This is a genomic window from Thermococcus sp. M36, assembly GCF_012027355.1.
Lineage (GTDB): Archaea > Methanobacteriota_B > Thermococci > Thermococcales > Thermococcaceae > Thermococcus.
The window spans coordinates 1,084,350-1,111,349 of the sequence record NZ_SNUH01000001.1; the positions used below are offsets into that span (position 1 = coordinate 1,084,350).

33 protein-coding genes are annotated in these 27,000 nt (G+C 45.0%); 20 read left to right on the top strand and 13 right to left on the bottom strand.

The window, feature by feature from the left end; translation table 11 throughout:
- The first annotated feature begins 13 nt into the window (after positions 1-13).
- From E3E36_RS05965 to rfbD, 13 genes are all read left to right on the top strand, one after another.
- A complete protein-coding gene (locus E3E36_RS05965; RefSeq protein WP_342764396.1) occupies positions 14-1,534 on the top strand; it encodes a flippase in 1,521 nt (506 codons plus the stop codon).
- Positions 1,535-1,788: 254 nt separating this feature from the next.
- Complete coding sequence (locus E3E36_RS05970; protein WP_167894358.1) at positions 1,789-2,847, top strand: glucose-1-phosphate thymidylyltransferase; 1,059 nt, start codon at positions 1,789-1,791, stop codon at positions 2,845-2,847.
- 9 nt (positions 2,848-2,856) lie between these two features.
- A complete protein-coding gene (rfbB, locus tag E3E36_RS05975; protein WP_167894359.1) occupies positions 2,857-3,858 on the top strand; it encodes a dTDP-glucose 4,6-dehydratase in 1,002 nt (333 codons plus the stop codon).
- 45 nt (positions 3,859-3,903) lie between these two features.
- Positions 3,904-4,191 (top strand): hypothetical protein, encoded by a 288-nt coding sequence (locus E3E36_RS05980; protein ID WP_167894360.1) that lies wholly within the window; start codon positions 3,904-3,906, stop codon positions 4,189-4,191.
- Entirely contained in the window at positions 4,149-4,490 is a 342-nt protein-coding gene (locus tag E3E36_RS05985; protein ID WP_167894361.1) for a type II toxin-antitoxin system VapC family toxin, read from the top strand. Before E3E36_RS05980 ends, E3E36_RS05985 begins: the two co-directional genes overlap by 43 nt.
- A 74-nt stretch (positions 4,491-4,564) precedes the next feature.
- A complete protein-coding gene (locus E3E36_RS05990) occupies positions 4,565-4,768 on the top strand; it encodes a DUF2281 domain-containing protein (RefSeq protein ID WP_167894834.1) in 204 nt (67 codons plus the stop codon).
- Positions 4,768-5,166, top strand: a complete 399-nt coding sequence (locus tag E3E36_RS05995) for a PIN domain-containing protein (protein ID WP_167894362.1) — start codon at positions 4,768-4,770, stop codon at positions 5,164-5,166. The genes E3E36_RS05990 and E3E36_RS05995 overlap by 1 nt, the downstream gene beginning before the upstream one ends.
- A 4-nt stretch (positions 5,167-5,170) precedes the next feature.
- Positions 5,171-5,728 (top strand): dTDP-4-dehydrorhamnose 3,5-epimerase, encoded by a 558-nt coding sequence (gene rfbC, locus E3E36_RS06000; RefSeq protein ID WP_167894363.1) that lies wholly within the window; start codon positions 5,171-5,173, stop codon positions 5,726-5,728.
- 9 nt (positions 5,729-5,737) lie between these two features.
- Positions 5,738-5,980 carry a DUF4258 domain-containing protein gene (locus tag E3E36_RS06005; protein ID WP_058938039.1) on the top strand — a complete coding sequence of 81 codons (243 nt, stop codon included), beginning with the start codon at positions 5,738-5,740 and terminating at the stop codon, positions 5,978-5,980.
- Positions 5,981-5,989: 9 nt separating this feature from the next.
- A complete protein-coding gene (locus E3E36_RS06010; RefSeq protein WP_240911777.1) occupies positions 5,990-6,199 on the top strand; it encodes a DUF2283 domain-containing protein in 210 nt (69 codons plus the stop codon).
- Between the two features lie 76 nt (positions 6,200-6,275).
- Positions 6,276-6,473 carry a hypothetical protein gene (locus E3E36_RS06015; RefSeq protein WP_167894365.1) on the top strand — a complete coding sequence of 66 codons (198 nt, stop codon included), beginning with the start codon at positions 6,276-6,278 and terminating at the stop codon, positions 6,471-6,473.
- A complete protein-coding gene (locus tag E3E36_RS06020; RefSeq protein WP_240911778.1) occupies positions 6,454-6,942 on the top strand; it encodes a type II toxin-antitoxin system VapC family toxin in 489 nt (162 codons plus the stop codon). The genes E3E36_RS06015 and E3E36_RS06020 overlap by 20 nt, the downstream gene beginning before the upstream one ends.
- On the top strand, positions 6,939-7,802 hold the full coding sequence (rfbD, locus tag E3E36_RS06025) for a dTDP-4-dehydrorhamnose reductase (RefSeq protein ID WP_167894367.1): 864 nt from the start codon (positions 6,939-6,941) through the stop codon (positions 7,800-7,802). The genes E3E36_RS06020 and rfbD overlap by 4 nt, the downstream gene beginning before the upstream one ends.
- 486 nt (positions 7,803-8,288) lie before the next feature.
- On the opposite strand, the gene E3E36_RS06030 is transcribed toward rfbD, so the two are convergent.
- Complete coding sequence (locus E3E36_RS06030; RefSeq protein WP_167894368.1) at positions 8,289-8,777, bottom strand: hypothetical protein; 489 nt, start codon at positions 8,775-8,777, stop codon at positions 8,289-8,291.
- A gap of 259 nt (positions 8,778-9,036) precedes the next feature.
- Here E3E36_RS06030 and E3E36_RS06035 point away from each other — a divergent pair, with 259 nt between their 5' ends.
- On the top strand, positions 9,037-9,294 hold the full coding sequence (locus tag E3E36_RS06035) for a DeoR family transcriptional regulator (RefSeq protein WP_342764381.1): 258 nt from the start codon (positions 9,037-9,039) through the stop codon (positions 9,292-9,294).
- A gap of 43 nt (positions 9,295-9,337) precedes the next feature.
- On the opposite strand, the gene E3E36_RS06040 is transcribed toward E3E36_RS06035, so the two are convergent.
- The gene (locus tag E3E36_RS06040; RefSeq protein ID WP_167893435.1) at positions 9,338-9,499 is read right to left on the bottom strand and encodes a hypothetical protein; all 162 of its coding nucleotides are present in this window, start codon (positions 9,497-9,499) and stop codon (positions 9,338-9,340) included.
- Positions 9,500-9,675: 176 nt separating this feature from the next.
- Between E3E36_RS06040 and E3E36_RS06045 the strand changes: the two genes are divergently transcribed.
- The 5 genes from E3E36_RS06045 (at position 9,676) to E3E36_RS06065 (ending at position 12,312) form a co-directional block, all read left to right on the top strand.
- Positions 9,676-10,287 (top strand): hypothetical protein, encoded by a 612-nt coding sequence (locus E3E36_RS06045; protein ID WP_342764382.1) that lies wholly within the window; start codon positions 9,676-9,678, stop codon positions 10,285-10,287.
- Positions 10,274-11,119: a nucleotidyl transferase AbiEii/AbiGii toxin family protein gene (locus E3E36_RS06050; protein ID WP_167894369.1), complete on the top strand. Its 846-nt coding sequence runs from the start codon at positions 10,274-10,276 to the stop codon at positions 11,117-11,119. Before E3E36_RS06045 ends, E3E36_RS06050 begins: the two co-directional genes overlap by 14 nt.
- A 109-nt stretch (positions 11,120-11,228) precedes the next feature.
- Positions 11,229-11,561, top strand: coding sequence for a hypothetical protein (locus tag E3E36_RS06055; RefSeq protein WP_167894370.1), 333 nt, complete (start codon positions 11,229-11,231; stop codon positions 11,559-11,561).
- Positions 11,545-11,925: a DUF2283 domain-containing protein gene (locus E3E36_RS06060; RefSeq protein ID WP_167894371.1), complete on the top strand. Its 381-nt coding sequence runs from the start codon at positions 11,545-11,547 to the stop codon at positions 11,923-11,925. Before E3E36_RS06055 ends, E3E36_RS06060 begins: the two co-directional genes overlap by 17 nt.
- A 108-nt stretch (positions 11,926-12,033) precedes the next feature.
- Complete coding sequence (locus E3E36_RS06065) at positions 12,034-12,312, top strand: oligosaccharide flippase family protein (RefSeq protein WP_167894372.1); 279 nt, start codon at positions 12,034-12,036, stop codon at positions 12,310-12,312.
- Between the two features lie 35 nt (positions 12,313-12,347).
- Here E3E36_RS06065 and E3E36_RS06070 read toward each other — a convergent pair whose 3' ends face one another.
- Positions 12,348-13,463, bottom strand: coding sequence for a hypothetical protein (locus E3E36_RS06070; RefSeq protein ID WP_167894373.1), 1,116 nt, complete (start codon positions 13,461-13,463; stop codon positions 12,348-12,350).
- Between the two features lie 49 nt (positions 13,464-13,512).
- On the opposite strand from E3E36_RS06070, the gene E3E36_RS06075 reads away from it, so the two are divergent.
- Positions 13,513-15,036 carry a flippase gene (locus E3E36_RS06075; RefSeq protein ID WP_206203485.1) on the top strand — a complete coding sequence of 508 codons (1,524 nt, stop codon included), beginning with the start codon at positions 13,513-13,515 and terminating at the stop codon, positions 15,034-15,036.
- A gap of 72 nt (positions 15,037-15,108) precedes the next feature.
- On the opposite strand, the gene E3E36_RS06080 is transcribed toward E3E36_RS06075, so the two are convergent.
- The 10 genes from E3E36_RS06080 to E3E36_RS06125 all read right to left on the bottom strand — a co-directional run bounded on the left by E3E36_RS06080 (position 15,109) and on the right by E3E36_RS06125 (position 26,990).
- On the bottom strand, positions 15,109-16,344 hold the full coding sequence (locus E3E36_RS06080) for a glycosyltransferase family 4 protein (protein ID WP_167894374.1): 1,236 nt from the start codon (positions 16,342-16,344) through the stop codon (positions 15,109-15,111).
- Positions 16,345-16,349: 5 nt separating this feature from the next.
- Positions 16,350-17,897, bottom strand: a complete 1,548-nt coding sequence (locus E3E36_RS06085; RefSeq protein WP_167894375.1) for a hypothetical protein — start codon at positions 17,895-17,897, stop codon at positions 16,350-16,352.
- A 139-nt stretch (positions 17,898-18,036) separates the two neighbouring features.
- Complete coding sequence (locus tag E3E36_RS06090) at positions 18,037-18,921, bottom strand: glycosyltransferase family 2 protein (protein WP_167894376.1); 885 nt, start codon at positions 18,919-18,921, stop codon at positions 18,037-18,039.
- A 24-nt stretch (positions 18,922-18,945) separates the two neighbouring features.
- On the bottom strand, positions 18,946-20,364 hold the full coding sequence (locus E3E36_RS06095; RefSeq protein WP_167894377.1) for an alkaline phosphatase family protein: 1,419 nt from the start codon (positions 20,362-20,364) through the stop codon (positions 18,946-18,948).
- Positions 20,354-21,556 carry a glycosyltransferase family 4 protein gene (locus E3E36_RS06100; protein ID WP_167894378.1) on the bottom strand — a complete coding sequence of 401 codons (1,203 nt, stop codon included), beginning with the start codon at positions 21,554-21,556 and terminating at the stop codon, positions 20,354-20,356. The genes E3E36_RS06095 and E3E36_RS06100 overlap by 11 nt, the downstream gene beginning before the upstream one ends.
- A 5-nt stretch (positions 21,557-21,561) precedes the next feature.
- Positions 21,562-22,638, bottom strand: coding sequence for a non-hydrolyzing UDP-N-acetylglucosamine 2-epimerase (wecB, locus tag E3E36_RS06105; RefSeq protein ID WP_167894379.1), 1,077 nt, complete (start codon positions 22,636-22,638; stop codon positions 21,562-21,564).
- A gap of 6 nt (positions 22,639-22,644) precedes the next feature.
- Positions 22,645-23,739, bottom strand: coding sequence for a DUF354 domain-containing protein (locus tag E3E36_RS06110; protein ID WP_167894380.1), 1,095 nt, complete (start codon positions 23,737-23,739; stop codon positions 22,645-22,647).
- Positions 23,740-23,749: 10 nt separating this feature from the next.
- A complete protein-coding gene (gene aglJ / locus E3E36_RS06115) occupies positions 23,750-24,676 on the bottom strand; it encodes an S-layer glycoprotein N-glycosyltransferase AglJ (protein WP_167894381.1) in 927 nt (308 codons plus the stop codon).
- Positions 24,677-24,684: 8 nt separating this feature from the next.
- Entirely contained in the window at positions 24,685-26,043 is a 1,359-nt protein-coding gene (locus tag E3E36_RS06120) for a nucleotide sugar dehydrogenase (protein ID WP_167894838.1), read from the bottom strand.
- The gene (locus tag E3E36_RS06125; protein ID WP_167894839.1) at positions 26,043-26,990 is read right to left on the bottom strand and encodes a UDP-N-acetylglucosamine 3-dehydrogenase; all 948 of its coding nucleotides are present in this window, start codon (positions 26,988-26,990) and stop codon (positions 26,043-26,045) included. The genes E3E36_RS06120 and E3E36_RS06125 overlap by 1 nt, the downstream gene beginning before the upstream one ends.
- Between the last annotated feature and the right edge of the window lie 10 nt (positions 26,991-27,000).

A 27,000-nucleotide genomic window follows, 5' to 3' on the forward strand; every position in this document is an offset into this window, starting at 1 on the left:
GGGCTTGGACGAGGTGAACCGTGCACTTCAGAGGATTGCGAGGGGGACGGGGATTGTCTTTGCCGGGACGGTTATCTCAATGGCGCTCGGTTTTTTGACAAGGGCGCTAATAGCCAGGTCGCTCGACAGGAGTCACTACGGAGTATTTTCCCTGACGCTGACGGTTCTGAACATCGGGCTCACCTTTGCCCTCCTGGGCCTTGCAAACGGCCTCCCAAGGGAGCTTTCGAGATACTACAAGAAGGAGCCCGAAAGGATCCCGGAGCTCGTATCAACGGCCCTTATTCTCGTCGCAATTTCATCCTTCATGATCGGAGCAGTTACAGTGTTCACCGCCCCCTTCATCTCGGGGATCCTTAATGAAGCACTCCTCCCGCCTGCACTCAGGCTGGCCGCGGTTTCTATACCCTTCATAGGGCTTTCCCGGGTGTTCATCTCCGTCTCCCGCGGGGCCGGCCGTGTTCGGGAAAACGTGTATTACCAGAACATCGTGGTTCCCTCAATTTTCCTGATCCTCACTGTGATTGCAGTCCTGACGGATAGGGGGCTGACGGGGATCCTTCTGGCCTACGTCATCTCCCAGGCCGCGGGTTTTCTGATTCTTACCTTTGAAACGCTCAGGCTTAAGTTCCTACCAAAAAGGCCCGTATTCCGGGGCGGGCTTGCAAAGGAGCTCCTCCTGTTTTCGTTCCCGCTCATGCTGACGGGAATCCTGGGCTACATCATGAACTGGACTGACACCCTTATGATAGGGTACTATTACGACTCGGACACCGTCGGCCTCTACAACGCTGCCGCACCGGTGGCCAGGCTGCTCCCCATATTCCTCAATTCCGCGGGTTTCCTTTACGTGCCGATAGCGACGGTGTTCTTTGCCCGCAATCAGCTCGAAGAGATGAAAAGGATATACCAGATAATGACCAGATGGATCTTCCTGCTCACCTTCCCCCTGTTCCTTTTCATGTTCGCGTTCCCGGAGGTCATGATAGCAACGTTCTTTGGCACCAAGTATGTGGGAGCTGCCACTGCCCTCCGGATACTGGCGGCGGGCTTTATGTTCCATACCTTCCTCGGCCTCAACGGAATGAGCCTTACCGTTATCGGGGAGACCAACGCCAACCTTGTGGGCAACTTCTTCGCCGCCGTGGCGAACATCGGCCTCAACATCGTCCTAATTCCGCTGTACGGGATCAACGGCGCCGCTGCAGCCACCGCGGTCTCCTTCATAGTGGCAAACGTGTTCCGTTCCGGGTGGCTCTACAGGAAGACGGGCATACACCCCTTCAGCGTGAGCTACGTTAAGCAGATCATGGCCGCTTCTGCAGTTTTGGGACTGCTCCTTATTGCCGAAACTCCATCCTCCGGCATCTGGGGGGTGCTGGTCGTCCTGTCGTTGTCCTTTGCCTTCTACCTGGTGCTCCTTCTTGTTATGAAAAGCGTTGAAATGGAGGACATTGAGCTGCTGGAGGCCGTTGGAAAAAAGTTCGGGGTGAACCTGGATCGGGTCATTAAACTTCTCGCGAGGTTTATCTGACCTCCTCCCGGCCGTGAAGGGCGAGGCTTTCAGAAGAAAAAATGTAATGGTTAACCCATGATGGCTATCTTGCCCTTATTCCCGTGTCAGGGGAATCTAAATTTTGGCCGGACGGTATCATTGATTCCCTTCCCCGGAGGGGTTCGTCAGAAGAAAACTACTAGGACGAGGGCATGGAACAGAATGACCGCTATCGTGTCTTAACGACGATAAACTTTTATTTTATTGGATAGTACTGGCTGTGGTGGACCATCATGAAGGCCCTTATTCTCTCCGGTGGTCACGGCACGAGGCTGAGGCCCCTTACATATTCCCAGCAGAAGCAGCTCATCCCTGTGGCGAACAAGCCAGTCCTGTTCTACGCCATCGAGGACGTCATCGAGGCCGGCATTCACGAGATTGGGATCATCGTCGGCCCGAACAAGGAGCAGGTGATGGAGACCGTTAAGCGCGTCGATTGGGACGCTGAGATAGAGTTCATCTACCAGGGCGAGCCGAAGGGGCTGGCCCACGCAATACTGGTGGCTAAAGACTTCCTTGGCGATGATGACTTCGTTATGTACCTCGGTGACAACATCCTCAGGGAGGGGATAGTGAGGCACAGGGAACACTTCGAGAATGGAAACTTCGACGCCAGCATACTCCTCCAGGAGGTTCCGAACCCCCAGCAGTTCGGCGTTGTGGAGCTGAGCGAGGACGGAAAGACCATAAGGCGGCTCGTCGAGAAGCCCAGGGTGCCTCCGAGCAACCTGGCGCTGGTAGGGATCTACTTCTTCAAGCCCGTCATCCACGAGGCGGTGAGGAACATAAAGCCCTCCTGGAGGAACGAGCTTGAGATAACCGACGCGATCCAGTGGCTCATCGACCACGGCTACCGTGTGGGATGGACGAAGGTCCAGAACTGGTGGAAGGACACGGGGAAGCCGGAGGACATCCTCGACGCCAACAGGCTCATCCTGGACGATATCAAGACCGACGTCCGGATACACACCAACGCGCGCATCCACGGGAGGGTCGTCATCGGCGAGGGCACCGTAATAGACGAGGACACTGTGATAAAGGGCCCCGTGGTCATCGGGAAAAACGTCAGGATAATGAACTCCTACATAGGCCCCTACACGAGCATCGGCGACAACGTCGTCATTGAGAACACCGAGATCGAGGACTCGATAATCCTTGAGGGGAGTGAGATACGGAACGCTGGGAGGATAGTTGAGAGCCTTATCGGACGGGGAGTGAAAATAATAAACGGCACCTCTCACCCGTTCGGCAGGAAGCTGGTCATCGGCGACAACTCAAGGTTGATACTGTGAGGTGAAAGGATGAGGCTCTTGGTTACCGGCGGAATGGGCTTCATAGGGAGCAACTTCATCCGCTATGTTTTGAAAAAGCACCCCGACTGGGAAGTGGTGAACCTCGACAAGCTCGGCTACGGCTCGAACCCGGCGAACCTGAAGGATGTGGAGAACGACCCGCGATACACATTTGTTAAGGGGGATATAGCTAATTATGATCTGATAAAGGAGCTTATAACAACGGTTGATGCTGTTGTGAACTTCGCAGCAGAGAGCCACGTGGACAGGAGCATCTCCAGCCCGGAGCACTTCCTAAAGAGTAACGTCATCGGCACCTACACGATTCTCGAAGCGATACGGAAGGAAAACCCCGAAATAAGGTTCGTCCACATAAGCACCGATGAGGTCTACGGGGACATCCTAAGTGGCTCGTTCACCGAAAAGGATGCACTTATGCCCTCATCGCCGTACTCCGCCACCAAGGCGGCGAGCGACGTTCTCGTCCTCGGCTGGACGAGGACTTACAAGCTCAACGCCTCCATAACGCGCTGCACAAACAACTACGGGCCATACCAGTTCCCGGAGAAGCTCATCCCGAAGACGATCATACGGGCCAGCATGGGGCTGAAGGTTCCAATCTACGGCACCGGCCAGAACGTGAGGGACTGGCTCTACGTCGAAGACCACGTGAGGGCAATTGAGGCCGTCCTGCTCAAGGGGGAACCGAGGGAGGTCTACAACATCTCCGCCGGCGAGGAGAAGACCAACATCGAGGTCGTCAGGACCGTCCTGAGGATAATGGGCAGGGACGAGTCGCTCATAGAGTTTGTAGAGGACAGGCCCGGCCACGATTTGAGGTATTCGCTCGACTCCTGGAAGATAACGAGGGATTTGAAGTGGCGTCCCAAGTACAGCTTCGAGGACGGCATAGAGAGAACTGTCAAATGGTACCTCGAAAACGAGGACTGGTGGAGGCCGCTGGTGAACGAGAAGGTTCTCCATCCGACGCCGTGGAAGCTGGGGTGGTGAGAAGGCTTAAATATGTGCATACACATAATTATGTATGGTGATGATATGCCAACCATGACCCTTTCCATACCGCCAGACCTCTACAGGCGCATGAAAAAGCACCCGGAAATCAAATGGAGCGAAGTGGCGAGAAAGGCCATAGCCGAGTACCTCAGTGAGCTTGAGAACTCCCGGATCGAGATGTCCATGGAGGAATTCAGGAAACTCCTCGGGGATAAGCTCATCAGGGATATAGAGTCCGTTCCGGATGAGGCCTACGAAGATTATTACAAAAAAGCGAGGGATTTAGAATGGGAGAGGACAAAAGGAGGCTCTACGACACGAACGTCCTGATCGGCCTCGTTAAAGAAGGCAAAAATCCCGAAGATGGATACACAACAACTTTGAACCTTGTGGAATACCCAAAGGGAGTCTCTCTGGATCTGGGAGTCCTCATACCCTCTCCCAAGGAATATGCACTGGCCGTTAAGCTCTCTGAGAAGCTGGTAAAGGCAGGTACCCCGGCCCCAGCAGTAGACGTGGTTATGGCAGCTGTTGCAATATCCAGAGGGATGACCCTCGTGACAAAGGACAGACATTTCTCACGCATAAAGAAGGTCGCTCCCGAGCTCAGACTCGAGCTGGTTGGATGAGGTGGGTGTTAATCACCCGGCAGCAAGCAAAAAGGTAATTAAGTTCTGCGAGAACGTTCAGGATGGTGAAAGTGATGGAGGACGCCTACAGGCTCTTTCAGCAGCTCCCGGATGACCTTAAGGAGGAGGTGCTGGACTACATCGAGTTCCTTCTGGAGAGGAACGCGCGCAGGAGACGCTCCCCCATGAAGTTTGGATGGCGCGGGGGGCTGAAGGAGCTCAGGAAGAAGTACACTTCCGTGGAGCTTCAGCACAAGGCCCTTGAATGGTGGGGCTGATGTATCTAGTTGATACCAACGTGTTCCTTGAAATCCTTCTTGATCAGGAAAACGCTGATAACGCGGAGAGGTTTCTTAGAGAAACTCCACCCAGCGAGCTTGCCGTCTCGGATTTCTCGGTTTACTCAATAGGGATAATACTCTTCAGGCAGAAGAAACACGGGGTCTTCCGGGAGTTCGTTGAGGACGTTCTCCTGCGCGGTGGACTCTCCCTGCTGAGACTCACCCCCTTTGATTTTGAATCGCTCGTTGAGGCGTCCCGTAAATTCCACCTCGATTTTGACGATGCGTACCAGTACACCTTGGCCCGTAAATACGGCCTCCGCATAGTCAGCTACGATTCGGATTTTGATGCAACCGATATCGGTAGGGTTACGCCACTTCAGGCGATGAGGTGATGTTATGCCGTTCGAATTTAAAAGGCTGGAAATCCCTGATGTCATCCTGATCAAGCCCCGCGTTTTTGAGGACGAGAGGGGCTTCTTCATGGAGACATACAAGAAGTCGGACTTTGAAAAGGCAGGAATCAAAGGGGAGTTCGTCCAGGACAACCACTCCCGCTCTAAGTACGGTGTTCTAAGGGGCCTGCACTTCCAGAGAGAGCCCTACGCCCAGGCCAAGATCGTACGGGTTGTTAGGGGCGTTATCTACGACGTGGCCGTTGATCTGAGGAGGGATTCCCCCACATTTGGCAAGTGGGTCGGCGTCATTCTCTCGGAGCACAACAGATACCAGCTCTACATCCCGAGGGGCTTTGCCCACGGGTTCGTCGTGCTGAGCGACGCCGCCGAGGTGGTGTACAAGGTTGACAACGTCTACGCTCCCGACCATGAAGGCGGAATAATCTGGAACGACCCCGAGATAGGAATCGACTGGCCTGTGGATGACCCCATAGTCTCGGAGAAGGACAGGAAATGGCCGACGCTGAGGGAGGCCGTTGAGAGGGGATGGGCATTTTGAGGTGATTGGATGAAACGAGTCGTCTTCATAGCCCATGCACTCGAAAGGCTAAGGGACAGAAAAATTTCAAAGGAACTCGTAATTCAGGCCCTTAACGAGCCAGACTCCGTCGATACAGGTTACATAGGACGAAAAATCGCTCAAAAGATTTTAAATGGAAAGCTTATACGGGTGATTTATGAAGAGACAGAGGATGAAATCCTTGTCATCACAGCATATATAACCTCCAAGGTTGAAAAATACACTGGGTGAGAAAGTATGATGATAACGTACGACCCAAATCACGACGTGATGTACATCAGGTTTGGTGGGGGAGAAATAGTTGACACAATCGAGGTTGGAGAGGGAGTGCTCATAGACGTTGGCAAGGACGGCAGGATAATAGGAATCGAAATAATAAACGCATCCACTAGAGTCGGCCCAAATCCCCTCAGCGAAATCTCAATAAGGCTCCAGGAAGCAACGGTTTAGGTTCCCCAAGTTGGCGACGTTAATTTATTCACCCCTCAAAATAATTTCAATTAGCAGACAACACGGAGGTGATAAGGTGGGTAAGGTGGTGATCACTCTCAACGTTCCAGACGGCATGGAGGAGTTTGTTAAGTCCCTCTTGGAGAGGGAGGCCCGGCTCATAGTACGGAAACTCTCCGTTAGGGACTTCAAAGACACCTTCGGGGTTCTGAAAGGGAAAAGGAGAAGCGTCGATGAGATTGAGGCTGATATCTATGACGAGTGGGAGGTTTAGGTTTTTCATTGGCAGCAATGTTATTCTGGACTACTTTTACGGGGAGAAGCGTGCAAAGGAGGTAATAGAGGCTGCAAAAAGCCTCGGTGATGTTTTTATAAACGGTATTGTTTTAACCGAAGTCTCGATCAGGTATCTGAAGGACTCAACTGGAAAAAAGAGCTACACCTTGAAGCACAGTCCCCAGCTCGTCAGGGAAGTTGATAAAAGCCCGCTTTATTCGATTCTTGATGGGTTTTCCTATCTCTCCGACAACGCACTCATTGGGGAAGAGGCGATAGTGCTCATGGACATCTACGGCCTCCTGCCAAACGATGCAATAATCCTCGCAACATGTAAATTCTACGGAATTGATTATCTGATATCGTTCGACACTGATTTCAAGAGAGCATGTGACGGGGAGAGAATAACTCTAGTGGATAGCAAAGAAAAGCTGGAAGAACTCATCAAAATCGGTGATTCACAATGAAGGTTGCGATAATCGGTGCCCACGGCCAGCTCGGAACCGACCTGGTGAAGGTCTTTGGGGAAGACCCGTCTTTTGAGGTCATCCCGCTGACCCACAAAGACTTAGACGTTACAGTTCCCGAGACTCTGAAGGTGCTGAAAGAGCTGAAGCCTGACGTCATCATCAACACAGCTGCGTATGTGAGGGTTGATGACGCCGAGATTTATCCGGAGAAAGCTTTTGCGGTGAACGCGATAGGGGCATTGAACGTTGCCAGAGTTGCCAGTGAAATTGGCACAATCAACGTCTACATCAGCACGGACTACGTCTTTGATGGAGAGAAGGGAGCGCCCTACACCGAAGAAGACATGCCGAATCCCATCAACGTCTACGGGGCAAGCAAGTATATGGGTGAGGTCTTCACGAGGAACTATTCCGAAAAATACTACATCATCCGGGTGGCGAGCCTGTACGGAAAGGCCGGCGCGAGCGGGAAGGGCGGCAACTTCGTGAACTGGGTTATCGAGAAGGCTAAGCGCGGGGAGGAGCTGAGGATAGTGGACGACCAGTTCATGAGCCCCACCTACACGGTGGACGTTGCGAGGACTCTGAAGGAGTTCCTGAAGCTGAAGCCGGAGTTTGGGATATACCACATGGTCAACGAGGGCTACTGCTCGTGGTACGAGTTCACCAGAGCGATATTTGAAATCCTGGGCCGGGACGTTGAAGTGAGGCACATAAAGTCGGGCGAACTCAACAGGCTGGCGAGGAGGCCGGGGTTCTCGGCGCTGGAGAACGCGAGGCTTCATGCGCTTGGCCTGAGGATGCCGGACTGGAGGGAAGGGCTGAAGGGGTATCTGGCGGAGAAGGGGTGGCTCTAGTTAAGCAGGGGGTCTGTCCGTCGTGAGTTTTTAGGGAGGAGTGTGACTGACCTCCTCCCCGCCCTGAAGGGTAAGGTTTCCAAGAGAAAAATATAACGGCTACGAGAGATTTAAGCGGGCCTCTTAAGATGGGGTTTTTGGTGAGAGGTTGGAAAGGGCAAACAGGAATAAAATACGTGATTCAAATGATGCAAAAATGAAGCAAAGGGGATACAAAAGATGCAAAAAGGTGAAAAGCTCATGAACAGGGCAACCAGGCGCTGTAGAATATTGCAAGAGGGGGGAGGATTGTTTTTCCCATCATGCTGGGAAGGGTTATAACCTGACAATCCAGATAAAGTGGGTGCAAACTTTATAAAGGATGGGTGCATATATACTGTCGAGTCTGTGAGAATGATCGGGCTCGGGCCCTTTGAGTGGTGGCCTCGGCGGACCCTCATGAAGCCGGGGATGCACCGTGAGAAGGGCTCATGATTGCTGTCTCCTTTATAATATTCCCTTTCTGCGGAGCTCCTTTTTGAGAGCTGTTAAGTTTGGAGTTTTCTCGTAAATCTCACGGCTAATATATGCAATGTTGTCAGTTAGAAGAACAATGTGACGGAATTCCCTCCTTTTCTTGGCAATACTTTCTTTAAAAACGTTCTTTCTATCTTGATAGTCTCGAAGTTTCTTTGATAACACTACATCGTCAATTATTAAGAGCCTGGCATTATTTTCAAACTTGCTCATTTGATTGTACAGGTCATCAAAATAGGGAGTTACCCATACGTATTCTAAGAGCGGTTTGATGAGGGCAAACCTTTGTGGAAATTTTGAAATGTAGCTTCTCTTTTCCTGCTTCCTAAGCTCAGCTATATGTTTAAGCCAACTACCCTTCTCTCTAAGCTCCATCAGATTACCATAATTAACCACAACCAAGGCATAGATTGTCCTTTTTTCTTTGCTTCTATCAACTGAGACTACTAATGTTTTCATTCCATCACCAGCCGCTTGGGTTTCTTTTCCTGTGGAATTAGTGCGATGATATCTTTGAGTTCCTTTGGAGTGAGTGGATAAACTCTTTCTCTAATTCAATCTTAGATGGGATGTAAACTACTTCCTGCCTTATATCATAGATTTTGCCCTTCTTTTTCTGCGTTTTGACTGAGTTAGTGATTTTAAAACAAAGAAACATATTCGGGGCGTTCAAGACAGCCTGCCAGAGCCCGAGTTTAAGGAAGAGGCTGGAGGCTTTGTGGTTCTTTTGGGGAAAGACATCTATACGGAGGATTACCTGAGAAAGCTGGATTTAAATGAAAGGCAGATTAAAGCAGTGCTCTACGTGAGGGAGAAGGGGAGGATAAGGAATAAGGAGTATCAGGGGTTGTTTGGGGTGTCGGAGGCTACTGCTACTAGGGATTTAAACGAACTGGTCAAAAGGGATATATTTGAAAAAATTGGAGTTACTGGAAAGGGCACTTATTACAAATTAAAGCCCTCAAAGCCATCATAATGCCATCACAAAGCCATCATGATTGGAAGGTGAACCGTTCTGGTTAGCCGTAACTTGCGTAAAGTTTGTAAACCTCGTTACGGCTAACCTTCCAGCCTCCCGTCTTCATCGGCTGGCTTTCGGGGGGAACGGTGACTCCCCACATCTTCAGGCTTTTCAGCAGTCTCCATTCGGGCTTAAAACCCCACATTCCAGAGACTGCCACACCACTACAAAATCCACTTCAAAACTATTTAAAAATTACGACAAGACAAAAACACCAAAACTTTACAATTTTAACCATTTATGAAACAGCCCATGAGCGAGGCGAGCTGGGCACTCCAGTTTTTATCATCAATATCAACAAAAGACTTTTAAATATTTGTTGATATTATAGATTTGGTGGAGAGAGTGAAACCCCCAACTTCGAGGGAGAAGGTTTACACTCTGCTTTTTGATCACGCCCCAATTTCAGTCCCCGAAATCTCAAGAATCACCGGGATGAACTACAAGTACGTCTTTCAGGTTGTCAGGACTCTGAGAAAGGAAAATTATCTGACGGTGGTGCCGGGCGGAAAGCTGATGATCCTTGACAGGAAGGGGCTGATATTCAGGTGGGCGAAGGATAAGGAGATAATCCTGAACTCTCTGAGCCCGGTAACCATGAGGCTTATCCCGGATTACGACCTGAGGGATCTGGTTCTCTTCTCCGGAAATTCTGCCCTCTGGCTGCTCGGCCGGGTAATCAGCCCCGCAGGCGGGATTCTCTATGCAAGTGAAAAAACCTTCAAAGAGCTCATGAAGTTCAGGGATCCTGACGGCTACCCCTTCAAGGTCTACATCTACGATGACTTCTACTTCAAAATCCGGAAGGAACTCAACGGCTATTACATCCCAAGCTGGGGAATGATTCTCGCTGATATGCTTGTCCAGGGGATGTACACGAGGCTCTTTGACGATGTCTTTGAAACCGTTGTTTCCACAATCGAAGGTGGAAAGAATGAAGGGGGTTGAGCTCTCCGAGGATATATCCCTTGAGGTTTATGATCTGAGGAGCTACAACAATAATGTTATCAGGGAGTCAATAAACGCAATGTTCAGGATTGCCGAGGAGTTAAAAGGGAAGGTTCTCCTTGTTGGCGGCTGGAGCGTGTATTACTGGGTGGATAACGTTTTGGGATACAACGGTGTTCCCTCAATTGACATTGACTTCCTCGCAAAGGCTGAAAGCTTTGAGGAAATAAAGGAGGTCATGAAAAACCTTGGCTTTCAGAGCGCGGGCTTCAGGTTTGCAAAGCCCCTCGAAACCTTAATCATCAGGGAAGAGGTGAAGGTTGATTTTCTATTTGACAGAAAGCCTTCTCAGCTCAGCTTTGACACTCCGTTCGCTTCGTCAATTTTCAGAAATAGATATTATTCGAAGGTTCACTTTGAAGTTCGTGACTTCGGCAGGAATATAATCGATGAAGGGGATGTTGACGTGGCTTTTCCTGAGGCGGTCTTGGCTTTAAAGTTCGACATCTACACCAATACGGGAGATTATCCAGACGACAAGAGGGACAAGCACTGGAAGGACGTGATTGATGTTTACTCCCTTGTAATGGGGTTCTACAAGAGAAGAGATGCATGGCGTGAGGAGGACTTTTATCTCAGGAGAGATGTTCTAAGAGAACTTTACAGGGTCAAAAACTACAAGCCAGCTTCAATTTATGAAGTTTTAAACGAAAGTCAGTACAGGGAAGACATTAAGGTAATGCTGGCGGATTACGTTGGCTTCAGGGCCTTCGAAGAGAAGCTCTTTGAGAGAAGACTTAGAGAGCTTGAGGAGATTATCTTTTTCTTTTGAAATCCTCCCCTTCAGGGCGGGGAGGAGGTCAGTAAATGTCCCATTCATGCCGAGAATTCCAGAAACGTAATATTTAAATGCCTGGTCTGAGTATAATATCCGAAGGAACATGGATTTCACCAAGTTCGTGGCCATGTTGAGGTCCAAAAGCATCTCAGATGTCACAGTTACACCCCACTGTGGATATCGCCTCCAGGTTAGGGGAATACCAAAAGGTTTGGTGAAAGAGCTGCTTTATAACCCCCAGAGACTCAGAGGCGTGATCCAGCAAGCGCCCGAGGAAAGGTTTAAGCTGTATTATGAATATACCGAGGATAAGGACCTGATAATAATAGTAGATGCGAGGCATGTTAAGAGCAAACTAAAATTAACTGTGGTAACGGTATTTCCACAGCCGTCCAAAAGGAGAACGAAGGTGAAAGAATATGGGGGGGAAGAGTGAGTTCAGGCCTGTGGATTATGACCCCCTTGTCGATTCACTCTTTGTGGTGGCGCCGGGGGGGGAGTATGAGCACTCCGTCATGCTCGGGGATGATGTTATTCTAGACTTTGGCCGGCTTTCGGAGGGGGATAAGCTGGACGTCATCGGATTTGAGATACTTGGGGCCTCCAGAAAGTTTGGGTTAGACAAACACCTGCTCAGGAGAATTAAGAGGCTCCATGCGGAGATTAAGATCAGCGAAGACCGCGTTGAAATGATTATTTCGATAGTTGTAGTCCAGAGAAAAAGGGAACGCGAGCGCTCAAGGATACTGGAAATGGCAAACGTCGGCCTTCCCACTGCAGTCACTTCTATCAGTGTTTAGATGGGAGTGAAGAGAATCCTGCTCCCGGTTTTCATGATATAATACTTTGTGGTAGAGCAAAATAGTAATAAACTACGTGGATTCAAAGGAGTCAAAAAGGTGAAGCTCATGAGCGAGGCGAGCCAAGCACTCCAGAAGATCGCAAGGGGAACGGGCATCGTCTTCGCCGGGACGGTAATTTCGATGCTCTTCGGGTTTCTGAGCAGGGCGGTGATAGCGAGGTACTTTTCCACCGGGGAGTATGGTGTTTTTAATTTGGTCCTGACGGTGCTGAACATCGCCCTTGTAGTGGCTACGCTGGGCTTCCAGAACGCCCTGCCGAGGGAGGTGGCGTTTTACCGGGAGAGGGAAGCTTCAAGAGTTAGAGAGCTGGTTCCAATATTGTAAACTAAAACTATATTTTAAACTTCAGTTTTGGGACGTTAAATCTCAATGAAGTCATCATATTTTTCGTCATCCTTTGCCAATTCTTGGAGCCTTTTGGCTCTTTCAGCCAAGTGGGCATAACCCATACATTCTAATAATTGAACAGTGTTGTAGGGTAAAACATTCGAAAATCTCTTGAGTTCTTCCCTCTTTATTTCTGGAGGGGCTTCTTGCAGTCTTTCTATTATTAACTCCAGTTCCAATAAGCATTGGCTCAGAGCATGTTCGAGGTTTTCCTTAATTTCAGGGACAAAGTAGAGCGGATATAAGGATATAACAAGATCCGCAAAAATTATCCTAAAGATTGGCTCTATCATGTTTAATATCCACGTCGCTTCATCTTGGCTTATTCTGCCCGCGTTAAACTGATCAATAGTGTATAGCGCAAGATAACGTAATCTGAAAGTTAATTCTTCAATAAATGCTAACATTAATTTGAGTTCATTCAAATCATGTCCCTTTCTTTTTTCTGCTCTTTTTGCTAGGGTATTCAGCTTCTTTGAAAACTCAATTCGAGCATATCCCCAGATTTTCTGAAGAATATACGTGGCGACTTCTACGTTTTGGGACTGAATACTTTTTGAAGCTATTCTGAAAAGTTTTTGGAGCGTGTTTTTCTCCCTATATGTGATCTTATGTATACGCATAAGCTTATCAATAAGCACTTTTGAATTGAATATTCTGAAAGAATTCCGTATAAAAAGAGGGACAATTAGGAGATTAAACGTGCCCCATAAATAAACCGGGTATAGCCAGAGGGTGTCTAGGTTTTCTACATTTTGCAGCAATATCAGGGTGAAAACAATGGAAGTTATATAGGATATAAAGACCAGCCAGAACTCTGGATTTCCGAGATATACCTCGTTAACGACTTCAGAATAATCCTTTATTGTGAGCTGAACTCCCACAAGCATCATGGTTATGTATATGGCTATAATTGCTCCTTCCACCTGAGCCAATGCGCTCAGGAAGTATCTGGTATCCTCCGGGGAGATATTTTGGAAAAATCCTGATCCTAAAAAGATGAAGAGCACTTCCACGCTTATTACCAGCACCAAAACATAAGACATTATTGTTTCGTGTTCTCTTATCCTCCTTGTGACTTGTCCCATGATAGCTACTACATTGTTTATACTTTAAAGATGTTGTCTCGCAGTTAGTATGACACGAAAATTCTTAAAAAGCAGGCGTGCCATTACAATCCTAGGTGGAGGGCCAACCGTGAATACTGTTCAGAGAATAGCGAAGAACATGGCAGTGCTCTTTGTTGCTAGAATAACGAGCATGTTATTTGGTTTTTTCTACGTGATGTATACCGCAAGGTATCTCGGACCGACGAATTATGGCATCCTATCATTTGCATTAGCTTTGAACGGAATATTCGGGGTTATTGCCAACTTTGGCCTTGATCCTTTGACCGTCAGGGAGGTTGCGAGAGATAAGACCCTGGCGAGGAAATATCTTGCAAATGGACTTGTATTGAAGCTGTTATTCGGAACACTAACATTTTTGATTGTCTTTGTAGTTGTGAATCTCTTAGGCTATCCAGAAATCACGAGAAAGGTTGTATACATAATAACCCTGTCTACTATCATTGCAGGACTAAATAATCTGTTCAATGACATCTATCAAGCGTTTGAGAGAATGGAGTTTATGTCCACCGGGCAGATTCTGCAGAGTGTGCTTTCTCTGATTTTTGCAATAACTGCAATAAAGCTCGGCTTGAACGTGGTGTATTTTGCGATGATTTATCTTATTGTGAATTCGATTGTTTTGGTTTATCATGTTGTTATGGCAACTTGGAAGTTTTCGAAGCCTAGGATAGAGGTTGATTTAAGCTTTTGGAGAAGTGTTGTAATAGAAGCGTGGCCGTTTGCTCTCACTTCCGTGTTAGTTTCAATGTATTATTGGATGGATTCTGTTATGCTTTCTTATATGAAGGGAGATGAAGTTGTGGGATGGTATAATGCAGCCTACAGAGTAGTTTTGCTAACTTTAATTGTTCCTCAAATCTACTTTGCATCGATTTTTCCAAACCTATCTAAGTATTATAATACCAGTGAACTTACTTTTAGAAGTCTTTCCTATAACTCTCTGAGATATATGATTATTTTATCAGTTCCAATTGCAGTTTTAGTGACAGTTTTAGCTGATGATATAATTTTACTAATTTATGGTAAAGAATATTTGCCCTCCTCATTAGCATTGAAAGTCTTAATATGGACGATTGTATATGCTTTTGTAAATTCTACGTTTTATCATATTATTGCATCTATGAATCAGCAAAAAATTATCAGCGAGATTTCTAGCGTGGGCACATTTGTTAATCTAATCCTGAATCTGTTTTTAATATCTAAGTATAGTTTTTTAGGTGCAAGTATAGCCACATTAGCCACGGAGTTTATTACAACAATAATGATGGGTCTTTTTATTAGGAAGGCCAAAAAGAGTATATTGATGACTATTAAGGAGTTGCTTGTAATTATAACAACGAATTTCTCAAGTGGTCTAATTTTGTTTGCTTTATTAAAATGGAAGGTATTGGGAAGTCAGGAAAATCTCCTTTTAAATATTCTAGAGAGTTCAATTGGTTTCATGTTATTATACCTCTTTTTCTTAATGGTTCTTGGAGTTATTAATGGAGATGATTTAAAGTTGATTAAACAAATGCTCGAATTGCCATAAATATTTACTTATGTTATTCTAATTTAGTAAACTTTCGAGTATTTATAAGCGATATTGGTTCAGTCAATTTTATTATTTGTGCTTAATCAAGGATACTAAATTATAATACACTTTTACATGCTGTTCTGCAATGTGTTCCCATTCAAGTGATTTTAGTTTTTCTTTAATATTTTTTACAGTCGTTGCTAATTTTTTCCTCACTTTTGGATTGAGGTATATCAGTTCTAATTTATTTGCTATATCTTCTGGCTTTCTTTGTATGGGGATATAATTATGGTATTCTTTAAATAGGCCATGTGTATACTTGAGTTTAGTTGTTAGGAGAGGTACCCCAAAAAACAATGCTTCTAAAGCTACTAGTCCAGGCCAATTGTCTTCATCAGGAAGTACAAGTGCATCCATATGCATTAGAAGCCTCAGATATTTCTCTTTAGGTAGCAAGCCCAAAAAGAATATTCTTTTCTCTAACTTCTTTTCTTTAACCAGTTTTTTTAACTCACTGTTTTTAGCGGTAGCTCCAGCAATATAAAGGTACAAATTTGGGATTTTTTGACTTATACGAGCAAATCCATCAATAACAAACTTGCCTCCTTTTCGTGGCTTGTCTCCTCCAGGAAAGAGTATCTTAAAGCGTCCCTCTTCTCTACTCTGAGATTTAATTATTCTGGAGTTTTTTGGGCTACTTACATTAATGCCATTTGGAATAAAGAACTTTTTTAGATTATGTGCATCGTTTTGCATAAAATACTCGTGAAAATAGGGAGATACTACTATAACACCATCAAACTTGTGTAGTAGTGTTTTACGATTATTATCAAATATCCTGTCCATAATGTGCGGTCTTTTTTTTAAATCTAGTCCATGAGCAGTATATATTCTTGGATAATCTAACAACTGTTTATGTATATGAAAATAAAACTCCAAAATAATTGGATTATGAAAATGAATTATGTCTGGGTTAATTTCGTTCATGATTTTAAGGAACCTTTTTTTAATCAGTATCTCATAGTTTATATGTCTAAGTAACGGTTCAAATGTGAACTTGAGTATTCTTAAGATATTATCTGGAATATTGATACTGGGTAAGAATTTTAGTCCATAATTTATTTTTAGAATATTTGAGTAATTAAATACTGGCCCCACATTATGTACTATTGGTCCAGACAAGTTCTTGAAGAATGGGTAAAGCTCATCGTTTAAAACTACGTGTACTTCATGACCAAGCTTATCTAGATATCTTGCTAAATGATACACAACATTTTCTGCTCCTCCCCACCCACCTGAAAATATTACTAGGCATATCTTCATTCGTTTCACCTCCAATACACTCTAATAAACCTATCATTATAAATTGCATTTCTTTTCTTTATCTCGTTCGAAAATAATTCTTCAACCCCATAATACTCAACAGTTAGCTCTACTTTTTTGCTCCATAAAATAAACTCGAATTTAGATACTGAAAACTTTCCTACTCTAATCCAAGTAATTGCAGTATATTTTCTTCCTTTTATAGGAAACAGTTCATTTGTACCAAGAAACACGTAACTGTGCTCATCGGGAATAGAGTAATCCAGAAATGCTCCTGTGTTTAATGTGTGAAGCTCTCTTATATTCATTGGAGAATCAACTGTAGAATTTATTAGTATATTGATGGTAAATAACGTTGGAGCAATCATCATAATTCCCATGATGGTATATACAACTACTTTTCTAGCCCTCTCCTTAATGGCATATTTTGAAAAGGGTATAAATGCGACCTGAAATGTTCTCTGTCCTAAAAAGGTCGTTAAAAGACCAATAATGAACAAAACACCACTAAAAACCAAAATCGAGATGTCAAAAACTCGTTGGACAGGAAACGTGTGGGTGTTAAAGTCTTTCCTAAGCTGAGACAGAAAACCATATGTTGCCATGATTAGTAGCAAAATTAAGAGCACTCTCAGAACCCATGCTTGAGTTTCAACAATCCATCTGGGTATTAATTCATAATGTGGATGAGGGGTATATTTTATTGGCCCAAATGTGGCACTTTTTCTAAAGAACCTTGCAAATATCCACCATGTCTCTCCTTCCACTTCACCCCATCTCTTGATAAACACCCTCAACGGAATAGACAGGAGGTTGTAAAATGACCATATAAATCCAAGGCCCCAGATGGATACGAGCAGGCCAAGAGTGGATGTTCTGAGCCTTTTCTCGTGGGAGAAGAATTGGTAGTACAAAACGATGCCACCAACTGGAAGGATATAAAACAGGAACATAAATGGGTGGGTAAACACAAGAGCAAACCAGAATATCGTTAGAATCAGAAACTTCTTCAACTTCTGCCCTTTCTCAATGAAGTCGAAGGTAACCTTGTACAGGTAGGGTAAAAAGATGAGGGCAAAGGTTTGGGGAGCTACCTGATCGTTGATGACGTAGAATGACAGTATTATGTAAGTCATGAGAGAGATCACTGCGAACTTGATGTCTTTTCCGAGGTTGCTGTAATAGTATATAAGGCCAATATATAAAGCACCCATAAAAATAAACAATCCCACGGTGTAGATACTGATTTTTCCTATTCCACCAACTAGCATGAGCACGGTTTCAAAGATAAACGAGATGGGATATGAGAGATAGGAAAGTGAATGGGTGGCGAGGGCTTCATGGGTTATTTTTCCAGAGAAGAGCATGAATTCTAGTGTAGCTGAAGGCCATATATCAGTTTGTTCATAAGGGATTACAAAGTACAGGTTCGTTATATAAAACAAAAGGCCATACAACAGCCCTGAGAGGCTTACAATGTATTTGCTGGTGTTTATGTAATATATTATTCCTACAAGAATAACTGAATTGACCATGAGGAGGACCCAATGCATCAATGGAATCGCGCTCAGAACATTATCTCCTTTAGCGTACGAGAAGAGAGGCCGGTTAACTATGTAGATTAGGATAATTATGTACATTAACAACGAAAACAATACCAAATGGACTTTTTTCATGTTGCCGGACCCCCAGTTAGCGTGCCCAACGTTCTTCAATTTTCATCATGTAGGGTAATAAAGTAAACGGAGCGTGCTTCTTTGTCCAGAGCCACAAAGTGCTTTTTAAGGACAGGTTTTGGAGGAGGAAGTCCATTTGAATGTTGATTATTCCTTTGATATTCCATTTCTTCAGGAAGTACTCTTTCGAACGCCTGTATCTTTCTCTACTGAATCGGAACTTTTTGTATGTTTTGTTGCCGCCAGGATAATGTTTGAAAACTACCGCCGGAGTTACTGCAAATTTCCATTTGCCAAGTTGTTTGTGTCCCCAATAAAAGTCCAGGTGCTCGAAATTTATTTTGTAGTAGTCATCCCAAGGGTAATCCCTTAGACATTTCACTCTAAAAAGTGCTGCATTTAATATCTGATCAAAACGTATATACGGAATCCCATCAGCAACTTCAATTTGAAGGTCTAAAGGAACATCTCGGACTATATATCCCCTTTTGTATATTAAATTGTGAGCACCACTTCTAATCCTCCCTTTTTCAAATAGGAGTGCTCCAACTCCACCTAAGGCCTTATTGCTCTCTAGTATATTTTTAAGAATGCTTATACTTTGTTCACCTAGGACTTCCATATCATCGTCCATTATCAGGAGATACGGAGTCTTGGTATTCTCCACTATCCTGTTCCTTCCATATGCTAACCCGGAATTATATGGTAGTCTAATGACTTTTAGGGGAAGGTATTCAGACATCTCTTGATACAGTTTTTCTTTTTCTGGGTCTTCTGGGCCGTCGTCTGCCACTATAACTTCTTTAACATTCAATCCAACTAATGATCTCAAAGTATTTCTTAATTTTTCTGTTCGATAAAATGTCTTAAGTCCAATCGTTACATCTTTTAAATCGTTCATTTTCCCTCCTCTCTGGATTCTTATTTAAAGCTTTTTCTTTAAGTCTCTAATCGCTTTTTTAAGCTTTTCACTCTCCTTCATTATCTCATAATAGCTCAAATCAACGTATCTTGGTTTTCTTTGAGCAAACTCTGAATTTTCTTCAAAAATTTCCATTAAAACCCTTCCGTCAGTATCCTTTGGAATTGGTAGTCCAAGTATATGGAGCACAGTAGGAACAATATCATAAACACGTGGAAGTTGTTTAAATTCAATATTCTCACTTATATTATACCCATATGCAGAGAACACTCCATGAATTTCATGGTCTCCTCTATAAGTTTTTTCGGTTATTTTTCCTTTTAGTTCATGAGAGACTTCAATTCCTCTCTCAGGAATTACAAAAAGATCGGGCATTCTTTCTAGATAAAATCCATTGTGGATTTTGCTAAATTCAACAACATCAGAGACTTCATTATAGGTTTTAAGAGCTTCCTTTACATCTTTAATTTTATTTTTGTTCTTTAGATAAATGCCCCAGTTACCAGGCTCTACCATAAACGCATCAGCAGTTTGTGCTACGTGACTTATAGCACTCGCTGATGCATTTGTTTTTGCTATTATCTTGTCTAAAATTTTTTTAGGTATTGTTTTCTTAGCAACATTAACTAACTTTGATTTAATTCTGCTATATTCTATAAGCCCATTCTCAGCTAATGCTTCATTTACGTAAAATATTTTACTTTTGACCTCGAATCCATGATCACTAACTATAAAAAGTATATCTGCCAGCGATTTTGCCGTTTCTATGAACTCGTTTATAATTCTAAATGTTGGGGTTACAATATTCGTATCTTTCTTCTCCAATATCTGTGGAAATATATGCGAAAACCAGTCAGTTTCACTGAAAACGACAAAATACAAGTTCCAATCCTCTTTTTCGAGTAGGTCATAATAGAGATTTATTCTGGTCTCTGTATATTCCTTGACCTTTTTTGGATATTCCTTTTTTCCATATCTAGCCCATTCGTGTGGGGGGTTAACTAAATATTCCTTGTATTCTGCTTCAAGTTTTTTTGGGAAAATTGTCTGTTCTGGAGATGCCCAGTCAGAGACAATGATAGTGTTATCCTTTTTCTTAATTCCACTGAATGGATAAGTCATTGGCAGATTTATTAAGATGCTTTTCAAGTTAGCTTTTTCAAGAAGCTCTGAGAGTCTAGGGTATTTTACGTCTTTCGAGGTCGCTAATCCAACTTTGTTATCTTCTAAATCTACCTTCTGCCATCCAATTATCCCATGTTTAGCGGGGTTTACACCAGTAAGAATAGATGTCCATGAAGGAGGAGTATAAGGAGGTATTGTTGATATAAAGTCGTGAAGTTCAGTATTTATTCCAACTAAACTTGCAGTTGTTTTATTTGCTCCATCAAGGCCAATAATAACGACCTTCCTACCTTTCATGGAGATTCCTCCTCTTGAGTATCTGCTTATAAACTTTAAACGTTTGTCTGGCAATGTTCTCCCAAGTGAACTGCTCTGCGTACTTCCGTATCTTATCCCTATCCCACTCCTTGTCGAGAGCTATTAAAATCTTTTCTGCAAGGCAGTGGGGATCTTTTGGTGGACATAGCAGTCCGTAGTCCTCAGAAGTTATTATCTCAGGAATTCCACCAACAGTAGCTCCAACAAATGGCAAACCAACACCAAGAGCCTCGAACATCACCGTCGGGTTGCCTTCACTTAAGCTTGGCAATACGAAGAGGTCGGCAGCATTTATCCATAGAGGGATTTCATGGTGCGGTTTTGCGCCAACAAGTTTCACATAGCTTTCCAAGTTTAACTTATTAATTTGTTTTTCTAAGTCTTTTCTTAGTGGTCCATCCCCGACGATGATAAGCATAATGTCTTCTCTGCCTTTTACAACATTTTTTATTGCTTCAATCAGGTACTTGTGGCCTTTTATTGGAACTAAATTGGCGACATTCAGGACAACCTTTTTATCCTGTGGAAGATTAAGCTGTTTTCTGGCGAGAGCTTTATCCATCGGCCTGAAGAGGTTAGAATCAAAGCCGTTCGGGATTATGGAGATTTTATTCTCTGCGATACCAAGCTTCTCAACAAGTATCACAAAGTTACTTTTGCTCACTGTGATTACATGGTCCGCAGAATCAAGAGCAAATTTAACTTTCCTAAACCATTCTCTGCTCCTGAATGGGAGGTCATACACATCGTAGCCATGTGCTGTAATCACCAGAGGGACATTGAACTCCTTTGAAAGCCTCGCTGCAGCATATCCCGATGGCCAAGTAAAATGGGCGTGAATCAAATCGAACTCGATTTTGTTTTCTTGGATGAACTTTTCAAGCTTTCTGGCCAGCTTACCTCCCAAATTGGGGTTTCTACCATCTGGAATTAGGTAGAGCATCGAAACAATATGAACCTTCACATTTTTAGGTCTCCCTGTTAAATCGACCAATCTGCTCTTTGAAAACTTCTCAACGTGCCTGAAATATGGAAAGGGCAAATACCTAGCAAGTTCTGAGAGATAATTATGGTGGGCAATTACTGTCACCACATCTAAGTGTTTTGAAATGGATTCTACCGAGCCTTTGACAAATGTATGATAGTGAGGAGCTATCGTGAGGACTTTCATATAATTCACCAGAGAGCATTATTTAATGCCTCTGCGATCTTCCCACTTGCTCTTCCGTCTCCAAACTTGTATGTGTACGTCTCTCCGTTGGGTTCAAACTCCATTATTGCCTTTATTAGTTTCTCCTTGTCCGCTCCAACAAGAATGTTCCATCCATCTTCCACGGTCTCAACCCACTCCGTTTTTTCTCGCAGAGTGATGCACGGGACTTTCAGGAAGTAGGCCTCTTTCTGCACTCCACCCGAGTCCGTTAGAATCTTCTTAGCATTTTCCTCCAAAATGAGCATGTCGAGGTAACCTATTGGTGGAGTGATGATAATGTTTTCAGCTTTCTCAATCTGTTTAATTAGTCCGTAGGCTTTCAGATACTTTTGAGTCCTTGGATGGGCTGGAAAAACTATCGACTCGTTGCTATCGATGAATGCCTCAATGATGTTCTCCAGGTTCTTTCGATTGTCCGTGTTTTCTGCCCTGTGGACAGTGGCCAATAAATACTTCCTAGGTTTTAACCCCAACTTATCTAGAATCTTCGAGTGTTTCCTCGCAATTTTGATGTTGTACAGTAAGGCGTCATACATCACATCTCCCGTTAGATAAACTCTGTCTTTAATCCCCTCATTGTACAGGTTTTTCACTGCTGTCTCAGTTGGGGCAAAGAGGTAATCACTAACATGGTCAGTCAAAACTCGATTAACTTCCTCGGGCATTCTCTTGTCGAGGCTCCTTAGTCCTGCCTCAACGTGGGCAACTTTAATGTGAAGCTTTACTGCAGCTAAAGCACCAGCAAGGGTTGAATTAGTGTCACCATAAACTAAAACCAAATCTGGTTTCTCCTTCATTAAAACCTCCTCAATCCTCTTCAGCATCTCTCCTGTTTGGTATCCATGGCTTCCGGAGCCGACGCCAAGATAATAATCAGGCTCAGGAATATTTAACTGTTCAAAGAAGATTTTATTCATTTCATAATCATAATGTTGGCCAGTATGAATTACAATCTCATCAAAGTGCTTTCTTAACTCTCTTGAAACTGGGGCCATCTTGATGAACTGCGGCCGAGCACCGACGATTGTAGCGATTTTCATAGAGCATCACCTAAAACGGTATTGAATATTCGGATTTTGTTTAAACTCTTCCAAGCTTTCAGGATAATTCTCAAGGAACCAGACCATAAAGGATGTCATGTCTATCTTCTTCTCAAGAAGCTTTTCCCTCTTTCCCCTCCACTCCTTTTTGATGCCTTCTGTTTGCGCTATTTCAACGGCTTTTTCTATTGCCCTATTTCTGTCAGTGATGTTGTACATCAACCCAAATCTCTCCTCAAGCTCTATAAAGTTGCTCATGTCATTTGGCCCCACAAACTTGTTGCTCCTAACAACTGGAGTCCCAAGCAAAGCCGCCTCTGTGGCCATTGTTTGGGTATCCGTGACAAGGAGCTTCGCATAGTACAGCACATCATGGATCCTGCTCTTTGGAACCTTCAGAACGTACTTTTCGAGCTCCTTCGGTATCTTTCCCTCCGGAGAAATGAAAACCCTGACATGTTTTTCCAGCTCCTTAACAAGCTTTATTTTGTCTCCGCTGGAGAAACCTGCTATACCCTCATCGTGAGCAGCATCGAAGGCGTTGAACCTTAGAACTGCATACTCCTCGCCTGTGGATATCCCAAGCATATCGAGAATGTCATCATTGGGCTTATAGTAGTTGGGGTGGAGATACGCAAGCTCCTTATAGCTGGCTATTCTCAGATGTTTCCTGCCGAGGTTATCCCTAAATGATTCGGGGGTTAATACAACATCTGTAGCTGGCATCATGAGCTTAAATTGAATGGAAAGGAGTTTATGGATGCTCGGTTCAGAGTCGTAAAACTGGACATATGGAACTTTAAGCAATTTAGAAGTATATGCTCCGTATATCTCAAAACCAGTTACTATATCGATGTTTTTATTTCTCAGCCAAGACACTGCTCGGTGGATATCTGAGGGGAGAGATAAGATGCGCTTGGCTCCTTTAGGGGGCCTAGAGAAAACAAAGTATTCAAATCCTGTCTCATTCAAAAGGTCCAAGGTTTCACCATAGTCCCTTGCAAGTATGTATACCTTTACCCCGGAATTATTCAAAGTTCTCACTATATTTTTATAGAAATGAAATTGGGCTGGGGTACTTACAAAGACTGCAACGTTCATTGGGAGCACCTCACTCTTTAATCTCTCTGACCATCCTCTTCAGCTCGGCGAAGTTCTTGAAGATGTATCCCATGATGAACCCGAAGATCACCATGTTAACACCTGTGATTATAAACATCGAGGTCAGCGGCGCCATGAGGTAGTGGCTCACTCCCCTCCGCCACTCTAGGACGACATAGGTCCCCATGACAAGGCCAATAAGGAGCGACAGGAAGCCGAGCAGGTAGAGGTATCTCCCAGGATTGTACCTTACCAACAGCTCAATTATCGTCTTCCCGATGTGGAACCCGTCCCTTATCGGGTGGAGGTTTGCTCTGCCCCTTCTCTTTCTGTAGCTTATCGGCACCTCAGCTATCCTGAAACCTTTGGCTATCGTCTCAACCGTTAATTCGGTCTCCACCTCAAAGCCATGCTTCTCCAGCTCCACGCTTTTATATAACTCCTTCGTCAGTGCCCGGTAACCCGTTAAGAGGTCGTGAACCTCAACGCCGTACATGAAGCGGAAGAGAGCGTTGAAGATCTTGTTGCCTATCAAGTTCAACCGGGTAAAAGCCCCTTTTTCAAAGTTGAGCAGCCTGTTGCCTATCACGTGGTCTGCGATCCCTCTCCGTATTGGCTCAAGCACCATCTCAATATCGTTCGGGTCGTAGGTTCCATCGCCGTCTATCATGACGACGACGTCCGTGTCGATGAGCTTAAACGCCTCGGCAACCGCCTGCCCCTTACCCTTTCCGCTCTGTAGCACGACTTTTGCACCTTTCTTTTTGGCGATTTCTCTCGTTCTGTCCGTGCTGTGGCCGTCAATAACAAGGATGTTATTATAGCCGAGCCTTTTGAACTCGTCAATAACCCACCCGATACCGTCCTCCTCATTTTTTGTGGGGATTAGTATTGTAATGTCATTATGAGTTATTATTTTTCCAGTTGATTGTGACATTTACTACATCACCTTGGTATTTGTGGATCAAGACCAACCCTCTTGTATATAAACCTTGCATTCTCTACTTTCAAAGGTTCCAGCACATTTCTTCCGTCCACGATTACTTTGCTCCTCATTTCCTTGACCAGCCTCTCAAAATCGAGCTCCTTAAACTCCCTGTGGTCGGCGGTAATGATTATAGCGTCGATGTCATTGAAGTCTTCCTTCCACTCGGCGCCAAAGCGTTTCGCGTCCTCAGGAGTGCACAGTGGATCGTAAGCGTAAACGTTGGCACCCCACTCTTTGAGTTCTTGAATTATCGGCTTTGCCGCCGCCTTCATGAACTCCCTGACACCTCCTCTGAATGTTAGACCGAGTACGAGGATGTTGCTCCCTTTCACAGGTTTTCCAGCCTCGTTCAGAGCCTTAACGGTGAGTTCAACGACATGGTGCGGCATTGAATCGTTTATCTCTCTGGCCGTCTTTGTGAGTCTCGGGTTGGTTTTCTTGGCGAGATTTATCACGAACCATGGGTATACTGGAATGCAGTGGCCCCCCACGCCCGCTCCTGGCATGTGCAGGTGGCAGTAGGGCTGTGTATTCGCCGCCTGGAACACCTCGAGAGCGTCTAGGCCGTGCTCCTCGCACCACACAGCTAACTCGTTGGCTAGGGCAATGTTCACGTCTCTATAAACGCCCTCGAAGACCTTAACGGCCTCAGCTGCCTTTATCGAGCTCATGGGGAGAACACCCTTTCTGTTTATGGTCTCGTAGATGCCGATAACTGCTTCCAGTGTTTTCTTGTCACTCGCTCCCACGATCTTGGGGTACTGGCCGGTTATGTCTCTGATGGCCGTGCCGGTCATGGTTCTTTCTGGAGCATGGGCCAGACCAAACTCACCGAGCTTGAGTCCTGACTTTTCGAGAATTGGGATAAGGCTCTCAGTAGTGCCTGGTGGCATGGTGGCTTCGGTGATGACTATGTCCCCCTTTTCGAGCCCCCGGGAAATCTTCTCAGCGACGTCATAAACCGGGTCGAGCTTGAGATTGCCCCTCTCGTCGGTTAGGGTAGGCACTAGAATCACCATTACATCGGCCTGCTTCGCCGCCCAGACGCCATCAGTGGTGGCTTTTAATCTTCCCGCCTCAACGTTTCTTCTTACGAGTTCGTCTAAGCCGGGCTCTTCCTTTACGTGGTTCTCTCCGCGGTTGATCATCTCAACGACTTTCTCGTTGATGTCAACTCCTATGACCTTGGCTCCATGCTCTGCAAAGACTGCTGCCAGAGGCAGGCCCATTTTGCCCATCCCATAGACGGCTATTGTAACCTTCTCGTTTTTGAGGGCGGCTTTAACTTCCTCTCTATTTAATCCGATGAGCTTCATCATTCCACCCCCACAACTTGGCCGCTTCTTGCACTCTCCAGCGCCTTAATTGCCACTTTAAGTGCGTGAAGACCGGCTTTTCCGTCGGTTATGGGCCTCTTTTTGTGTTCTACACATTCGATGAAGTGTTCGATTTCGTTTTTGAGGGGCTCTCTCTTTTCAATTTTGGCTTCGCGAATCCATTCGTGGTTGTATATCTTCAGAGTTTGATCAATATAATCAACGTACGCTATGCCCGCGGTGCCCACTACCGTTAGGGTTCTCGTCTTATGTGGGGTGAGCCAGTTAGTCTCCACGATTCCGCTCCCGTCATCAAAGCCCAATGTTATGAGTGCGTGATCCTCAACTCCCGCGGGATGAACAACGTTTCCCGCTTTGGCGTAGACAGTTCTCACAGGTTCTCCAAAGAGGAAGCTTATAACGTCAATATCGTGAACACCAAGGTCTATGATTATCCCCACATCACGAATACGGGCAGCCATTGGGCCAACGCGCTTGGCACTTATCGTGACGATTTTCCCGAGAAGGCCCTCATCTATTTTTTCCTTGAGCTTTAGAACAGCGGGATTAAAACGCTCAATGTGGCCAACCATTAGCGTAACGTCTTTTTCCTCAGCAGCCCTGAGTATGGCTTCTGCGTTCTCGATAGTGTCGGCTATTGGTTTCTCAACAAGAACGCTCGTCCCGGCTTCAATAAACTCCAGAGCCACTTGTTTGTGGATGGAAGTGGGGACTGCTATTGTTACTGCGTCTAGTTTTTCCTTGGCTAGCTTTTTATAATCAGCATAAGGGATTGTATCGAATTTTTTGGCAACTTCTTTAGCCCTCTCAAAGTTTGCATCTGCAACGCCTACAAGTTCCACCTTCCCGTCTCTTGCCAGTTCAGAATAGGCCCTAGCATGATGATACCCCATGTTTCCGACACCAACAACTCCAACCCTGAGCATTTTCATCACC

Bases quoted from the DNA above. Each gene is read 5' to 3' on its own strand.
- E3E36_RS05980 (WP_167894360.1), top strand. From the start codon at position 3,904: ATGCCAACCATGACCCTTTCCATACCGCCAGACCTCTACAGGCGCATG.
- E3E36_RS06030 (WP_167894368.1), bottom strand. From the start codon at position 8,777: ATGAAAACATTAGTAGTCTCAGTTGATAGAAGCAAAGAAAAAAGGACA.
- E3E36_RS05985 (WP_167894361.1), top strand. From the start codon at position 4,149: ATGGGAGAGGACAAAAGGAGGCTCTACGACACGAACGTCCTGATCGGC.
- E3E36_RS06080 (WP_167894374.1), bottom strand. From the start codon at position 16,344: ATGAAGATATGCCTAGTAATATTTTCAGGTGGGTGGGGAGGAGCAGAA.
- E3E36_RS06055 (WP_167894370.1), top strand. From the start codon at position 11,229: ATGGATTTCACCAAGTTCGTGGCCATGTTGAGGTCCAAAAGCATCTCA.
- rfbC (WP_167894363.1), top strand. From the start codon at position 5,171: ATGCCGTTCGAATTTAAAAGGCTGGAAATCCCTGATGTCATCCTGATC.
- E3E36_RS05990 (WP_167894834.1), top strand. From the start codon at position 4,565: ATGGAGGACGCCTACAGGCTCTTTCAGCAGCTCCCGGATGACCTTAAG.
- E3E36_RS06110 (WP_167894380.1), bottom strand. From the start codon at position 23,739: ATGAACGTTGCAGTCTTTGTAAGTACCCCAGCCCAATTTCATTTCTAT.
- wecB (WP_167894379.1), bottom strand. From the start codon at position 22,638: ATGAAAATCGCTACAATCGTCGGTGCTCGGCCGCAGTTCATCAAGATG.
- E3E36_RS05995 (WP_167894362.1), top strand. From the start codon at position 4,768: ATGTATCTAGTTGATACCAACGTGTTCCTTGAAATCCTTCTTGATCAG.
- E3E36_RS06075 (WP_206203485.1), top strand. From the start codon at position 13,513: ATGACACGAAAATTCTTAAAAAGCAGGCGTGCCATTACAATCCTAGGT.
- E3E36_RS06100 (WP_167894378.1), bottom strand. From the start codon at position 21,556: ATGAAAGTCCTCACGATAGCTCCTCACTATCATACATTTGTCAAAGGC.
- E3E36_RS06020 (WP_240911778.1), top strand. From the start codon at position 6,454: ATGACGAGTGGGAGGTTTAGGTTTTTCATTGGCAGCAATGTTATTCTG.
- rfbB (WP_167894359.1), top strand. From the start codon at position 2,857: ATGAGGCTCTTGGTTACCGGCGGAATGGGCTTCATAGGGAGCAACTTC.
- rfbD (WP_167894367.1), top strand. From the start codon at position 6,939: ATGAAGGTTGCGATAATCGGTGCCCACGGCCAGCTCGGAACCGACCTG.
- E3E36_RS06090 (WP_167894376.1), bottom strand. From the start codon at position 18,921: ATGAACGATTTAAAAGATGTAACGATTGGACTTAAGACATTTTATCGA.
- E3E36_RS06010 (WP_240911777.1), top strand. From the start codon at position 5,990: ATGATAACGTACGACCCAAATCACGACGTGATGTACATCAGGTTTGGT.
- E3E36_RS06120 (WP_167894838.1), bottom strand. From the start codon at position 26,043: ATGAAGCTCATCGGATTAAATAGAGAGGAAGTTAAAGCCGCCCTCAAA.
- E3E36_RS06050 (WP_167894369.1), top strand. From the start codon at position 10,274: ATGAAGGGGGTTGAGCTCTCCGAGGATATATCCCTTGAGGTTTATGAT.
- E3E36_RS06060 (WP_167894371.1), top strand. From the start codon at position 11,545: ATGGGGGGGAAGAGTGAGTTCAGGCCTGTGGATTATGACCCCCTTGTC.
- E3E36_RS06070 (WP_167894373.1), bottom strand. From the start codon at position 13,463: ATGGGACAAGTCACAAGGAGGATAAGAGAACACGAAACAATAATGTCT.
- aglJ (WP_167894381.1), bottom strand. From the start codon at position 24,676: ATGTCACAATCAACTGGAAAAATAATAACTCATAATGACATTACAATA.
- E3E36_RS06065 (WP_167894372.1), top strand. From the start codon at position 12,034: ATGAGCGAGGCGAGCCAAGCACTCCAGAAGATCGCAAGGGGAACGGGC.
- E3E36_RS06095 (WP_167894377.1), bottom strand. From the start codon at position 20,364: ATGAAAGGTAGGAAGGTCGTTATTATTGGCCTTGATGGAGCAAATAAA.
- E3E36_RS06005 (WP_058938039.1), top strand. From the start codon at position 5,738: ATGAAACGAGTCGTCTTCATAGCCCATGCACTCGAAAGGCTAAGGGAC.
- E3E36_RS05970 (WP_167894358.1), top strand. From the start codon at position 1,789: ATGAAGGCCCTTATTCTCTCCGGTGGTCACGGCACGAGGCTGAGGCCC.
- E3E36_RS06085 (WP_167894375.1), bottom strand. From the start codon at position 17,897: ATGCATTGGGTCCTCCTCATGGTCAATTCAGTTATTCTTGTAGGAATA.
- E3E36_RS06125 (WP_167894839.1), bottom strand. From the start codon at position 26,990: ATGCTCAGGGTTGGAGTTGTTGGTGTCGGAAACATGGGGTATCATCAT.